This is a genomic window from Thioalkalivibrio sp., from assembly GCF_007692535.1.
GTDB lineage: Bacteria > Pseudomonadota > Gammaproteobacteria > Ectothiorhodospirales > Ectothiorhodospiraceae > Thioalkalivibrio.
In genome coordinates this window covers 1-12,086 of the sequence record NZ_REBW01000115.1, presented here as the reverse complement: position 1 = coordinate 12,086, position 12,086 = coordinate 1, and the positions used below count along the sequence as shown (strand labels likewise).

The 12,086-nt window shown below is 65.8% G+C and carries 13 protein-coding genes and 1 pseudogene; 6 read left to right on the top strand and 8 right to left on the bottom strand.

What is annotated here, in order from left to right; all coding sequences use genetic code 11:
- Positions 1 to 128: 128 nt before the first annotated feature.
- The 7 genes from EA346_RS05635 to EA346_RS05605 all read right to left on the bottom strand — a co-directional run bounded on the left by EA346_RS05635 (position 129) and on the right by EA346_RS05605 (position 7,595).
- Positions 129 to 815 (bottom strand): response regulator, encoded by a 687-nt coding sequence (locus tag EA346_RS05635; RefSeq protein WP_296756519.1) that lies wholly within the window; start codon positions 813 to 815, stop codon positions 129 to 131.
- On the bottom strand, positions 812 to 2,458 hold the full coding sequence (locus EA346_RS05630; protein ID WP_296756518.1) for an ATP-binding protein: 1,647 nt from the start codon (positions 2,456 to 2,458) through the stop codon (positions 812 to 814). Before EA346_RS05630 ends, EA346_RS05635 begins: the two co-directional genes overlap by 4 nt.
- Positions 2,459 to 3,016: 558 nt before the next feature.
- Entirely contained in the window at positions 3,017 to 3,511 is a 495-nt protein-coding gene (locus EA346_RS05625) for a hypothetical protein (protein ID WP_296756516.1), read from the bottom strand.
- Positions 3,512 to 3,533: 22 nt separating this feature from the next.
- A complete protein-coding gene (locus EA346_RS05620) occupies positions 3,534 to 3,983 on the bottom strand; it encodes a GNAT family N-acetyltransferase (protein ID WP_296756514.1) in 450 nt (149 codons plus the stop codon).
- A 287-nt stretch (positions 3,984 to 4,270) separates the two neighbouring features.
- On the bottom strand, positions 4,271 to 5,503 hold the full coding sequence (locus EA346_RS05615) for a cyclopropane-fatty-acyl-phospholipid synthase family protein (RefSeq protein WP_296756512.1): 1,233 nt from the start codon (positions 5,501 to 5,503) through the stop codon (positions 4,271 to 4,273).
- Positions 5,503 to 6,264 carry a DUF1365 domain-containing protein gene (locus tag EA346_RS05610; protein WP_296756510.1) on the bottom strand — a complete coding sequence of 254 codons (762 nt, stop codon included), beginning with the start codon at positions 6,262 to 6,264 and terminating at the stop codon, positions 5,503 to 5,505. Before EA346_RS05610 ends, EA346_RS05615 begins: the two co-directional genes overlap by 1 nt.
- A complete protein-coding gene (locus EA346_RS05605) occupies positions 6,264 to 7,595 on the bottom strand; it encodes an FAD-dependent oxidoreductase (protein WP_296756508.1) in 1,332 nt (443 codons plus the stop codon). The genes EA346_RS05610 and EA346_RS05605 overlap by 1 nt, the downstream gene beginning before the upstream one ends.
- A 92-nt stretch (positions 7,596 to 7,687) precedes the next feature.
- Here EA346_RS05605 and EA346_RS05600 point away from each other — a divergent pair, with 92 nt between their 5' ends.
- The 5 genes from EA346_RS05600 (at position 7,688) to EA346_RS05580 (ending at position 11,336) form a co-directional block, all read left to right on the top strand.
- A complete protein-coding gene (locus tag EA346_RS05600) occupies positions 7,688 to 8,233 on the top strand; it encodes a glutathione peroxidase (protein WP_296756523.1) in 546 nt (181 codons plus the stop codon).
- Positions 8,233 to 8,994, top strand: a complete 762-nt coding sequence (locus EA346_RS05595; protein ID WP_296756506.1) for a DUF3429 domain-containing protein — start codon at positions 8,233 to 8,235, stop codon at positions 8,992 to 8,994. The genes EA346_RS05600 and EA346_RS05595 overlap by 1 nt, the downstream gene beginning before the upstream one ends.
- Positions 8,995 to 9,125: 131 nt before the next feature.
- Positions 9,126 to 9,668, top strand: a complete 543-nt coding sequence (folE, locus tag EA346_RS05590; protein WP_296756521.1) for a GTP cyclohydrolase I FolE — start codon at positions 9,126 to 9,128, stop codon at positions 9,666 to 9,668.
- A gap of 244 nt (positions 9,669 to 9,912) precedes the next feature.
- Positions 9,913 to 10,491 carry a hypothetical protein gene (locus EA346_RS05585; protein ID WP_296756504.1) on the top strand — a complete coding sequence of 193 codons (579 nt, stop codon included), beginning with the start codon at positions 9,913 to 9,915 and terminating at the stop codon, positions 10,489 to 10,491.
- 125 nt (positions 10,492 to 10,616) lie between these two features.
- Complete coding sequence (locus EA346_RS05580) at positions 10,617 to 11,336, top strand: DUF1499 domain-containing protein (protein ID WP_296756502.1); 720 nt, start codon at positions 10,617 to 10,619, stop codon at positions 11,334 to 11,336.
- A 134-nt stretch (positions 11,337 to 11,470) separates the two neighbouring features.
- Here the strand turns inward: EA346_RS05580 and EA346_RS05575 are convergent, their stop codons facing one another.
- Positions 11,471 to 11,722, bottom strand: a complete 252-nt coding sequence (locus EA346_RS05575; RefSeq protein WP_366755763.1) for a hypothetical protein — start codon at positions 11,720 to 11,722, stop codon at positions 11,471 to 11,473.
- Between the two features lie 165 nt (positions 11,723 to 11,887).
- On the opposite strand from EA346_RS05575, the pseudogene EA346_RS05570 reads away from it, so the two are divergent.
- Positions 11,888 to 12,086 (top strand): annotated as a pseudogene (locus EA346_RS05570) (sulfite exporter TauE/SafE family protein); the annotation flags it as partial.

Genomic DNA, 12,086 nt, shown 5'->3' with positions numbered 1-12,086 from the left:
CCGGGGACGACGCTATTTTGCGCCCATGGGTGGGGTGCGAGGCCCGTCGGGTTACGCCCTTTGGGCTAACCCGACCTACAGTTGCGGCTTTTCATCGTCAGGGGTGCCGCGCATCCGGGGTCATGATGTCAGGACGCGTCGCCGGAAGATTCCGTGCTGCGGGAAGTGTTCGCGTTCAGGCTGTGCTGGACTGCAAGAACCGCGGCCTCGACCCTCGAGTGCACCCCGAGCTTGCGCAGGATCGCCTTTACGTGAAGCTTCACGGTGCCGTCGGAGATGCCGAGGTTGCGCGCGATCACCTTGTTGCTCTGACCCTCGGCCAACAGGCTGAGGATCTCCCCCTCGCGCGGGGTCAGCGCATCGAAGGGGCCGGCCTGATCGGGCGCCGGTTCCGGCTGACCCTGCACCACGCGCACCAGCAGTTGCGCCAGGTGCGGGGCGACCACGGTCTTGCCTTCGATGATCTCCTCCAGGGCGTCCACGAGATCGCCGGGTTCCATCTCCTTCAGCAGGTAGCCTTGGGCGCCATTGCGCAGGCACTCGATCAGGTCGCTTTCCTCGGTGCTGGTCGTCAGCATCACGATGGGCATCCGCAGCCCGCTCTGGCGCAGGCGCCGCAGGACCTCGAGTCCGTTCATCGTCGGCATGCGCATGTCCAGCAGGATCACGTCCGGCAGGAGTTCGCGGGCCAGGCGGATTCCGGTCTCGCCGTCGCCGACGGCGCCCACGGTTTCGATGTCGTGCCGGCTCAGCAACTCCTGCAGGCCTTCCCGGAACAGCGTGTGGTCGTCGATCAGCAGGACGCGTTGGGTCATCGTGTGGCCTGCAGACGGGGCTGGAATTCCACCGTCTCGGACTTGGGATGCTGGAAGTTCAGCGTGACGCGCGTGCCCTCGCCGGGTTCGGTCTCGATGCGGAACTCCCCGCCGAGCCGGGCGGCCCGCTCCTGCATCACGCTCAGGCCGATGTGTTCGCCCGGGCCACCGGTCGCCGTGCCCTCGATGCCGCAGCCGTCATCCTCGACCATCACCATGAATTCACCCTGAGCCTCGGCACGCAGCAAGACGCGTACGAATTGGGCGTTGGCATGCTTGCGGATGTTGCACAGGGCTTCCTGCACGATGCGGAGCACCTCCGTTTCCATCTCGATGGGCAGCTTGCTCGACTGCCACTCCTGCTGCAGGTAGATACTGATCCCGGTCTCGCTCTGGAACTCCTCGGTGGTCTTCTGCAGTGCCGTGACGAGCCCTTCGCGATGCACCGGTGCCCGAAACTGGCTGATCAGTTCCCGCAACTCGGTATTGGCCCGGCCGAGATTTGTCTTGATCAGGTCCACGTCGCGGCGCAGGGTTCCGGGCCGGCTGTTGTCGAGAGACTCCTCCAGCGCCCCCACGCGGAAACCGAGGCTGGCCAGGGTCTGCGCCAGGGAGTCGTGCAGTTCGTGCGCAAGGTGCGTGCGTTCCTCCATGATCGTCAGCCGCTGTGCCTCCTCGTCCAGCCGGGCTTTTTCGATGGCCATGCCGAGGTGGCGACCGATGCTGGTGAGCAGATTGTCCATGTCCTCGTTCAGGTTCGTCGGCCACTCGTCCAGGAACAGGCTGTAGACGCCGAGGGTGCGTCCCTGGTGTTGCAGCGGAACGGCGAGCATGGCCGGCTCGTGTCCCTGGTCGTCTCCGCAGACCCGCCCGCATTCGTGGACGTCCGCCTTCCAGAGCATCTCGCTGCCGCCCACCACCTTGCCGCACACGCAGCGTCCGATGGGCAGGGTATCGCGGCAGTGGGTGTCGTTCGCGTCGAATCCGAGGTTGGCCACCAGCCGCATCTGGCCGTCCGGGGTCAGTAGCCTGGCGGTGGCGGCGCGTGCGCCCAGGGTTCGTTTGAGGCTCTGCAGGAAACGCGTCAGAAGATCGTCGAGATCGCGGGACATGTTGATGCTTGCGGCGACGTCGTAGAGCACTTCCAGGGTGTGCGACTTGTCCTCCAGCCGCCGTGTCTGGATCCCGACCTCATCGCGCATCTCGCGGGTCAGGCGCTGCAACTGCTCGGTGAGGCTGTTCACGTCCCGTGCCAGTTCGGCGAATTCCCCGGTGGCAGGCACCGGGATACGCGCGGCAAGGTTGCCGCCGCGGACGCGCTGGGCCCAGTGGCGCAGGTGGAACAGCGGTGCGACCAGGTGGTGATAAATGACGACGGGGACGGTCAGCGTCGCCAGAAAACCCATCCACAGCACGAAGGACTGAACCACCAGGTGGGGGATCGACGACCAGGTGGTCAAGATGATCCAGGCGTTCATGCCCAGGCCGATCAGCAGGGCTACGCCGATCACCGCCAACGGCAGGAACATGTGGTTCTTCATCATGCCCCGGGCCTTGTGATGCCAGCCTTTTCCTGGTCGGATCAGCCAGTTGGCCACGCCTGACGGCCCGCGCGGCTGCGGCGTCCTGACAGAAATCTTCATGTGGCATCCTCCTCCGGCAGACCACGGTGCCGGTACCCTCGCTGACGGTGGCGGCTCCCGGTCTTGAGAGAGTCCCGTTCCTGTTGTCGGGCCCCGGGATCCAATCGGGATTTGCGGGGCGGGTGACTTTCCGCACTTCGGTTACTACGCCCCAGTCTCCAAGTCAAGTATCTGCAAGTCAAAGTTTTTATCAAAAACAGGGCCTTTCCCTTTTCGCGGTCGACGACTGCATCGGCATCGCATCCGTCATCGTGCAGGCCCGCGCGGACCAGCACTCGATCCTGGGGCCTCCGGCGGTCGGTCACCGTTTATGGAGTGCGGGAGCTTGCTCCCGCTATTCGGCGCCGGGGATTACCCAGCTCCGGACAGCGGCGGCAAGCCGCCGCACTCCATAGTTCTGTAGGTCGGGTTAGCGTAGCGTAACCCGACGTGCTGGGGTGCAGGGGACGACGCTGCTTCGCGGCCATGGCCCGTCGGGTTACGCCCTTTGCGCTAACCCGACCTACTCAGGCTCTCCCACTGGGCCCACTAGGGCGCGGATTGTAGCCCAAGTCGCGTCTACAGCAGCAGCTTGCGCAGTTCCAGCGACTCGGAGCTGATGGCCCAGGCCTCGGCGAAGCGTTCGGCGGCGGTCCGGTTACCCGCGGGATCGCGCCGTTCCGCCTTCAGGCCCACCTGACCCTTGTGCTGCACGAGGTAGAGCCAGGCGGTCCGGTCCACCACCAGCAGCAGGCTCGCGGGGGTGTCCTGCGCGGGCGCGAGGCAGCGCACCTCGATCGCCGTGGTGAGGCGGGTGACGGTATGCGTGAGCCGGGGATGTTCACTCTTCAGGCTCAGGTCGTCGTCGATCAGCAGACGCAGATCGGCATGGCGGGTTCGGCGCGCCACGCGCGACATTGCGGACGGCAGCGCAACCTCGGGCAGGGCCGTGAGCAGCCGGCTGCGGGTGTGCACCCAGATTCTCCGACGCGCCGATTCGAGCAGGTCGTTGACGCTCTTGCCGGCCCGCTCGAGTTGGTCCTCTACCGTGTCGCCGATCCGCTCTTCCGACACCGGGTCTCCCCTTTCGACGGTTTCAGCCCGCCATGGCCATGTTCTTCTTCAGACGCCGAAGCATGCGCTGATGCGGGATGCCGGCGTCCTCGAAGATGTCACTGATCACGATGAATCCATGCGGGGCGTAGAAACCGCGGCGCGCGAACTGGGCATTGAGCCAGACCTCATTCCAGCCATGGGCCTCCGCGGCGGCAATGGCATGGTGCAGCAGTCGGGGGCCGATACCCTGTCCCCGGTATGCCCGGAGCACCGCCATGCGTCCGATCTGTCCACTGGGCAGCAGGCGCAGCGTACCCACCGGCTCGTCCAGCTCCGTGAGCGCGAGCCAATGCAGGGCGCTGCCATCCAGGCCATCGAATTCCAGGCTGCGCGGCACGTTCTGTTCCTTGATGAAGACGTCGCAGCGCACGGCCTCGAGGGCGTGTCTGTCGGCGGGCCAACTGGCCTCGCGTATCCGGATTCGGCTCATTACCTGTCTTTCCTTGGCGGGGGGCAGCGGGATACGCCGTTGCCACGATATTGTCGGGACCGGTCAGGTTGCTGGCATGCCTCCTCACGGGTGGTTTCCCCGAGTGTAGTGCCTGCCGGCGAAATCTGCAGGACTCTCGGGCCCGGCACCCGGCCATGGCCAACCCGATCCCCTTGAATTCGAAGTAGAAGGTCGGCAGGAACGCGAACAGGGGCAGGCCCGGGATGGCCATTGGCAGCCCCGGTAGCCAGCACGCGGCCAGTCGGCCGCGGGTGACGGGGGTTATCTCAGGCGGGGCGCTCCAGGATGGCCTGCATCAGGTCGACCCTCCGGGTTCGGAAACCGACCTCGCAATAGGCCAGATAGTAGCGCCACATGCGCAGGAAGGATTCGTCGTAGCCCAGGGCGTGGATGATGTCCGAAGAGCGCCGCACCTCCTCGAACCATCGCCGCAGGGTGAGGGCGTAGTCCATGCCGAAGAAGTCCTGCTCCAGTCGCTGCAGCCCCGCGGCGTCGGCGATCGCGTTGAAGCGGGGCACCGGTGGCAACATGCCCCCGGGGAAGACATAGAGCTGGATGAAATCGGCGCTTTCCCGGTAACGCGGGAAGACCTTCTCGTCAATGGTGATCACCTGCAGGGCCGCGCGACCACCGGGGCGCAGGCATTCGCGCAATTTGTCGAAATACGTGGGCCACCACTCCTCGCCGACCGCCTCGAACATCTCGATCGAGACGATGTGGTCGTACTGCCCGCGAAGATCTCGGTAATCCTGCAGGCGCAACTCCACGCGGTCGGAGAGGCCGGCGCGGGCCACCCGTTCCCGCGCATAGTCCAGTTGTTCCTGCGACAACGTGATGCCGGTGACCCGGTAGCCCTGGCGGGCGGCGGCCTCGGCGAATCCGCCCCAGCCGCAGCCGATCTCGAGGATATGCGCGCCGGGCTCCGCGTCCAGCCGTTCCAGCAGGCGCAGGTATTTGCGCTGCTGCGCCGTCTCCAGCGCCTCGTCACCCTTGCTGAACAGGGCCGAGGAGTAGGACATCGTCGAGTCCAGCCACTGCCGGTAGAACTCGTTGCCGAGGTCGTAGTGGAAGCGGATATTGGCTCGGCTTCCACGCCGACTGTTGCGGCGCAGGCGGTGCCGGAGGCGATCCAGCTGCCGTTGCCAGGCCGGTCGCTCGGCAAGGCGGGTAAGCGGCGCTTCGTTGTCCGCCGTGAACTGCATCAGGGTCTGCAGGTCCGGGGTGTTCCAGTCGCCGGCAATGTAGCCTTCCGCGAACCCGATCTCACCGCGGCGCAGCACGCGGAGCAGGGCGCGCCAGGGACGCCGGAAATGCCACACGGCCTCGGCACCGGCCCCGGTGCCGCGCAGCACGACGCGGTTGCCGGCAGCGTCGATCAGGGTGAGCTTGCCCCGTTCCATGGACCGGAGGGCACGGGCGAGCCAGCGCAGTGCCAGGGAGGGACCACCCTGGCCCGCCGCAGTCTCGATGGCGATGAAGGAACCGGGTTCGGCTGACATCAGCTGACCTCCTGAGCGGGTGGTTTGGGCTTGCGGTGATACCGTCCACCGCGCAGCCAGATCTTCAGTGCCTGCCAGTGAATCAGGACCATGATCTTCGCGGTCGCCCAGGGCATGGCGGCGAAGGTGCGGAGCAGGTTGCGGTCGCTGAACTCCCGGGCCTGCCCGGATTGGGTTGCGATCAGCATCAATTCGTTGTCCTGGTATTCCTGGATGGCGATGCGAAGGCTTTCGCCCGGCTCGCCCAGCCGGAAAGTATAGAACGGCGTCATGTCGATGAACGGGGACACGTGGAACCGCTTCGGCTTGGTCGCCCGCACCGGCCAGCGGATCGGCGCGCCGTCCTCGTGCAGCAGGTAGTGATGGTGTTCGCCAAAGGTGTTGCGCACTTCGAGCAGCACGGCCCGCGGCCTGCCGTCGCGGTGTTCGCAGTACCAGACGCTGAGCGGGTTGAAGGCATAGCCGAGGATGCGCGGCATCGCCAGCAGGCGGATGCGGCCTCCGTCCAGCTGCACGCCGTGTTCGGCCAGGCGAGCTTCGATCCAGGGGCGCCAGGGGCTGCCGTCCCGGCGCCCGTGGTCGCGGGTGTACAGGCTGAAGAGGTTGAACCGATTCAGCGAAAACCATCGGCGGTCGCGGGCCAGTGCATCGAGCCGGTCGATGTCGAACAGGGCACTGACGATCCGGTAGCGGAAACGGTACTGCACCGGGAACAGGCGCTGATGCATCACCTGGCAGGGGTAGATCTGCGCGGCATTCATCAGGCGGCCCTGGAGACCTCGGCCAGCGCGGGGGGCGGCTCGCTGCGATCGGGGCCTGCCTCCTCCCAGGGAGGCGAAACACCGAGCCACCGGGCGACATCGACGGCCGAACGGATGCCATCCTCGTGGAAGCCGAATCCGGTCCATGCGCCGGCGATGTACACCCCGTTCAGCCCCTGGATGTCGTCAAGACGCGCCTGTGCCTGCACCGCCGCCGTGTCCAGCACCGGATGCCGCCAGTGGTATTCGCCCAGCACGGTGGTGGGATGAGGTTCGCGCCAGGGGTTGAGGCTCATGATGTAGTCCTTGCGCCGCTCGAGCCGGTGCAGGCTGTTCATGTAGTACGAGACCGAGACGGACTGTTCGTCCACGCCCTGCTGCCGGGTCAGGTAGTTCCAGGATGCCCAGACGCGCCGGGACTCCGGCATCAGGCGCGTATCCGTATGCAGCAGCGCGCGGTTGGCCTGGAAGCGGCAGGCGCCGAGCAGGGCCGCCTGCTCCGGCGTCGGGGTGGCCAGCATGGCCAGGGCATCGTCGGCGTGGCAGGCGAAGACGATTGAGTCGAAGAGATCCGTGCCGTCCGCTGTGGTCACCCGCCAGCGGCCGCCGGCCTGCCGGACTTCGTTCACCTGTGCATGGCGCACCGTACCGGTGTGCAGTCGTTGCGCCAGGCGTTCCACGTAGGCGCGGCTGCCACCGACCACGGTGCGCCATTGCGGGCGCCCCTCGATGTCGAGCAGGCCGTGGTTGCGGAAGAATTCGAGGAAGCCGCGCACGGGGAAGCCGCGCATCGTGGCCGCCGGACAGGACCAGATGGCGGCGGCCATGGGCAGCAGATAGTCCTCGGTGAAGCCGCGGCCAAAGCGGTGTTCTGCCAGGAACTCGCCCAGCGTCGCTACGCCGACCCGCTGTTCCGCAAGCAGGCGCTTGCCCAGCCGGTTGAAGCGCAGGATGTCGCTGACCATCTTCAGGAAACGCGGCCGGATGAGATTGCGGCGTTGCGCGAACAGTGTGTTCAGGTCGGTGCCGGCGTACTCGATGCCGCCCGGCTGCAACGAATACGAGAACGACATGTCGGTCGCCTGCGTAGGCACGTCCAGTTCTGCGAACAGGTGTGTGAGCAGCGGATAGTTGCGCTCGTTAAACACGACGAAGCCGGTGTCGATGTGCACCCGACCCTGTGGGTCGGGTATTTCGACGGTATGCGCGTGACCCCCAAGAACCGTTTCAGCCTCGAAGAGTCTCACCTCGTGTCGCTGTTGCAGCAGCCAGGCCGCAGACAGGCCGGCAATACCCCCACCGATGACCGCGATCTTTTGCTGTTGTTCCATGATATCCCCGCTCGCCCTGTGCGTCTGGAAATATTTATACACGAGTTGTACAATACCTGTAAATACCCAGCTGAAGGAGTAAGCCCGTGTCCATCGTTCGCGCCCTGGCCCTGACCCTGACCGTCTTCTCCGCCGGCGTCGCTCAAGCCGCGTCCTGCCCGCAAAGCCTCGATTTCGAATTGCGACCCCTGACCGCATCCGAGCCCGTGCGCCTGTGCGAGGAATACCAGGGACAGGTCCTCCTGGTGGTGAACACCGCCAGCAAGTGCGGTTTCGTGGGACAGTTCGAGGGCCTGGAGGGATTGGATGCCGAGCTGCAGGATCGGGGCTTCCGGGTTCTCGGCTTTCCCTCCAGCGACTTTCTCGGCCAGGAATACGCCGACGAGGAACAGATCGCCGACTTCTGCCGCTCCAACTACGGCGTCCAGTTCCCGATGTTCGAAAAGGTCAACGCCTCCCGCCGTGGCGCACAGCCGGGCACGCTGTATCACTATCTCGGTAACGCCGCTGGCGAATTTCCGAGTTGGAATTTCCACAAGTACCTGATCGGCCGCGACGGCGAGGTACTCGCTTCGTTCGGCACCCGCGTGCGCCCTGACGATCCACGCATCCGGCAGGCCATCGAGGCGGCGCTTTGATGGCAGCATGGCCCGAGGACGTCGCGGCGGCGCTGGAGCGCCACGAGGTGGTTGCGATCACTTCGGGCATCACCGACCTGCGTGAGGCCGAGGCATTGCTCGAACGCCGTCTGCCCGGACGCTGGCAGCGGATCGAGTGGGGTATGGGTTCGGCCGCGAACCGGGGGCGGTTCCACGACCTGCAGGAGGCATCGGGTTTTCACATGCTGCCGATGTTCATCGGTCGCGATGGCGTCATCGGTGGGTTGACCGAACTGCGGGCGCTCCTGGAGCCGCAGGGGGAGGAGGGCACGAGCCCACCCGCGCCCGTTTCCGGCAACGCGCCTGCCCCACTGCTGCATGTCCTCGGGTATGCAGGCCTGATTCCCTTCGTCTTTTTCGGCGTGGCCGCCTGGTTCGGTTCTACGCAATGGCAGGCCTTCTCGCTGCATGCGCTGGGCGTCTACGGGGCGGTCATTCTTTCCTTCCTCGGTGCCGTGCACTGGGGCCTGTTCCTGCTCGACCGTCGCCACCGGGTCCTGGGGCAGCCTGCGCCGATCTGGGCCGTGATCCCATCAGTCGCCGCCTGGGGCGCTCTGCTGCTGCCGACGGCCTTCGGCCTGACCGTATTGCTGCTGCTGTTTCCCCTGGTGTTATGGGTCGATCGCGGCAGCCTGCGCCGCTTCCATCTGCCACCCGGCTATATTCAGCTACGTGGGTATTTGACCCTGGGTGGAACACTTTCCCTACTATCTGGCATTTTCGCCACCCTGACCGCGTAGTGACGGCCCATGCCGACTAGCTGCCGCCAACCGAGGAGGTCGTGATGACCGCTGCAACCCGCTCGATCAACATCAACGTCAACAAGGACAGCGCCGTCGAGGGCGCCGCCCCTCTGGCCAGTGTGGACTCCATGGCCTCGCACTACCGCGAACTGCTCAGCGGGCTGGGCGAGGATGTCCAGCGCGAGGGTCTCGTTGATACCCCGACCCGCGCGGTCAAGGCACTGAAGTACCTGACGCGTGGATACCATCTGGATCTCGAGGAGATCGTGAACAACGCGATGTTCGCATCCGACAACGACGAGATGGTGCTGCTCAAGGACATCGAGCTGTACTCCCTGTGCGAGCATCACGTGCTGCCGGTCATTGGCAAGGCGCACGTTGCCTATCTGCCCAACGGTCGGGTGATCGGCCTGTCCAAGATCGCGCGCATCGTCGACATGTTCGCCGCCCGCCTGCAGATTCAGGAGAACATGACCCGGCAGATCGCAGAGGCGATCATCAAGGTCACCGAAGCGCGTGGCGTCGCCGTGGTCGTCGAGGCCAAGCACATGTGTATGACCATGCGTGGTATCGAGAAGCAGAATTCGTCGATGACGACGTCGGTGATGCTGGGAGCCTTTCGCGAGGATCCGCGCACACGCGAGGAATTCCTGGACCTGATCCGGCGCTGATCGTCGCGGCGCGGGGACGGTTTCGGGTCGGGGCACGCCCGGGTCATCCATCGGGGCGGCTGTTGGAGTAGTCTAGTGGGCGCCCCCATCGCGGCCTTTCTCAGCGTGTGTCGTGGAGCAAACGCCACTTGCGCCGCCTGGAATGCACAACCAGTGGTTGACGACGCTGGGGAACCCTTGGGCTGCTGTAACGGCCTAAGCAAAGTGGCGTCTTCCATTCTATGGCCCACCAAGGAGAAAGGTGATGACGAGAAACAGGCTCCTCAGGCAAACCGCCATGGTGGCGGTCGCGGCGTTTGGTCTGGCAGGCCTGGGACATGCGCAGCCCATGGGTTTCGGCGACATGATGAGCCCCGGCAGCTGGTTCGGCGGTGGCGCGGATCGTGACCGTCTCGATGAACGTCATGGCCCACCGGTCTCCTATGGTGATCCCTACGGCCAGCCGCGTTATGGCCAAGATCCCTTTGGCCAGGACCTCTATGGCCAGCAGTTCTACGGCCAGGATCCGTTTGGTCAACAGCCGCTGGGTCAGCAGCCCCACGGCTACTCGCCTTACGGTCAGCAACCATTCGGGCAACCCGGTCTTCCGCGGTACGGTGTCGGCCAGCAGCCCTATGGTGCTGCCCCCGGCTGGGGCTACGAGGAACCGTCCTATGCACCGCCCGGTCGCCGGTATGAGCAGCCGCGAGGCATTGACGAATGGGCGCAGCAGAGGATTCGGGAACTCGAGCAGCGCATCGAGGAACTCGAGCGCCGGCAGCACGAGGGCCCACGCCACCAGCGGCCTGACTTCCAGCAGCCGGAATTTCCCCCGTTGCGGTGATCGGCCCATCGGCCCCCCGCAGTACCGCCCACTAGGATAGCGCCGGGCGCGTAAGCGCCGAAGAGTGTTCCACGGCGGGTTGGCGTTCGCGTTCCCACACACTTTGCAGCGAAGCAGGTGAACCCATGGCGGTCCTTCCGCGTACGGTCTTTCTCATCGCCCTGCTGGGTGTACTGATGCTGCTGATCTCGGGACCCGGCGCGCGGCTGGGGCTCTGGGAGTTCACGACGGGCTTTCAGATGATGCGTTGGGCGACCTTCACGGGTTTCGCGGCCATCGCACTGGCGCTGGTGCTTGTGCTGGTGCCGACCCTGCGCCGGCGTGGGGCGTTCTGGTGGGGCGGGGCGCTCGTCCTGGGCCTGGTCAGCGTCTATGTCCCCTGGCAGGCGCTGGAGCAGGCACGACAGGTTCCGCCGATCCACGACATCACCACCGACACCGCCGACCCTCCGGAGTTTGTCGCGATCCGGCCGCTGCGGGCGGATGCGCCGAATCCGGTGGAATACCCCGGCGAAGAGGTGGCGCGTCAGCAGCAGGAGGCCTATCCGGATGTACGCAGTCTTTACCTGGATCAACCACCTGCTCAGGCCTTCGCGCGTGCGCTGGAGGCGGCGCGGTCCATGCGTTGGGACATCGTCGACGTTGAGCCGGACGAGGGGCGCATCGAGGCCATCGCGACGACCTTCTGGTACGGGTTCAAGGATGACGTGGTGGTGCGTGTGACTCCCAGAGGCGAGGGCAGCCTGATCGATGTGCGTTCGGCCTCACGGGTTGGGCGCAGCGATGCCGGCACCAATGCCCGGCGCATCCGCAGCTACCTGGATCGCCTCGACACCGGTCGTTGATTGCCTCGGACCGCCGCGGCCGGTACCCGGCCCGCACAGGAGACCGCGGGCCACGCAAGGCTAGTAGATCACGGGATGTGACTGGCAGCCGGTCGGACTTGGGCTGCTGCTGCTGCGCCGGGAGGTTCGCGGGGTCAGGAACCGCCGGTTGCGGGTTCCAGCCACTCCAGCAGGTAATAGAGGATCTGGCCTTCGGACGACTTCGAGGGTCCGAGCACTCGGGCGGCAAAACGGCGCGCCATGGGGTCCGCCTCCGCGAGGGCCTGTTCGCCGCTTGCGACCACCTCCACGCAGCCGGCCGGAAACCGCTTGCGCGCGCGGCCGGGCATGTAGACCACGGCGTAACTCGGCTGTGATACGCCGTATTCCGGATCGGGGGGGACCATGCCGCGCATCGTCAAAGCATAACAGCTGCGGGCGAGGCGGCAAGCGGGAGCCCGGCTGGCGTTGGCCGGCGGTGGTCCTGCGCCACCTGCATCCTGCCGCGCGCCAGGGGCAGGATGCGGGGCCATCGCAGTATCATGGGGACCTACCCCGCCGAGGTTCACGCCCTGGAAGCTTTCCTTCTGAACGAGATCCTGATCGCGTTGCTGATCGTGACGCTGGCCGGCCTGGTTCACGGCACCTTTGGCCTCGGTTTCCCGATGGTGGCCACGCCGGTCCTGGCACTGCTGACGGACGTACAGACGGCGATTCTGCTGACGCTCGCGCCGAACATCGCGGTGAACCTGTGGAGCATGCTGCGCGGGG

Excerpts from the sequence above, each read along its gene's own strand:
- EA346_RS05635 (WP_296756519.1), bottom strand. The coding sequence starts at position 815 with ATGACCCAACGCGTCCTGCTGATCGACGACCACACGCTGTTCCGGGAA.
- EA346_RS05630 (WP_296756518.1), bottom strand. The coding sequence starts at position 2,458 with ATGAAGATTTCTGTCAGGACGCCGCAGCCGCGCGGGCCGTCAGGCGTG.
- EA346_RS05620 (WP_296756514.1), bottom strand. The coding sequence starts at position 3,983 with ATGAGCCGAATCCGGATACGCGAGGCCAGTTGGCCCGCCGACAGACAC.
- EA346_RS05615 (WP_296756512.1), bottom strand. The coding sequence starts at position 5,503 with ATGTCAGCCGAACCCGGTTCCTTCATCGCCATCGAGACTGCGGCGGGC.
- EA346_RS05610 (WP_296756510.1), bottom strand. The coding sequence starts at position 6,264 with ATGAATGCCGCGCAGATCTACCCCTGCCAGGTGATGCATCAGCGCCTG.
- EA346_RS05605 (WP_296756508.1), bottom strand. The coding sequence starts at position 7,595 with ATGGAACAACAGCAAAAGATCGCGGTCATCGGTGGGGGTATTGCCGGC.
- EA346_RS05595 (WP_296756506.1), top strand. The coding sequence starts at position 8,233 with ATGGCAGCATGGCCCGAGGACGTCGCGGCGGCGCTGGAGCGCCACGAG.
- folE (WP_296756521.1), top strand. The coding sequence starts at position 9,126 with ATGGCCTCGCACTACCGCGAACTGCTCAGCGGGCTGGGCGAGGATGTC.
- EA346_RS05585 (WP_296756504.1), top strand. The coding sequence starts at position 9,913 with ATGACGAGAAACAGGCTCCTCAGGCAAACCGCCATGGTGGCGGTCGCG.
- EA346_RS05580 (WP_296756502.1), top strand. The coding sequence starts at position 10,617 with ATGGCGGTCCTTCCGCGTACGGTCTTTCTCATCGCCCTGCTGGGTGTA.
- EA346_RS05575 (WP_366755763.1), bottom strand. The coding sequence starts at position 11,722 with ATGGTCCCCCCCGATCCGGAATACGGCGTATCACAGCCGAGTTACGCC.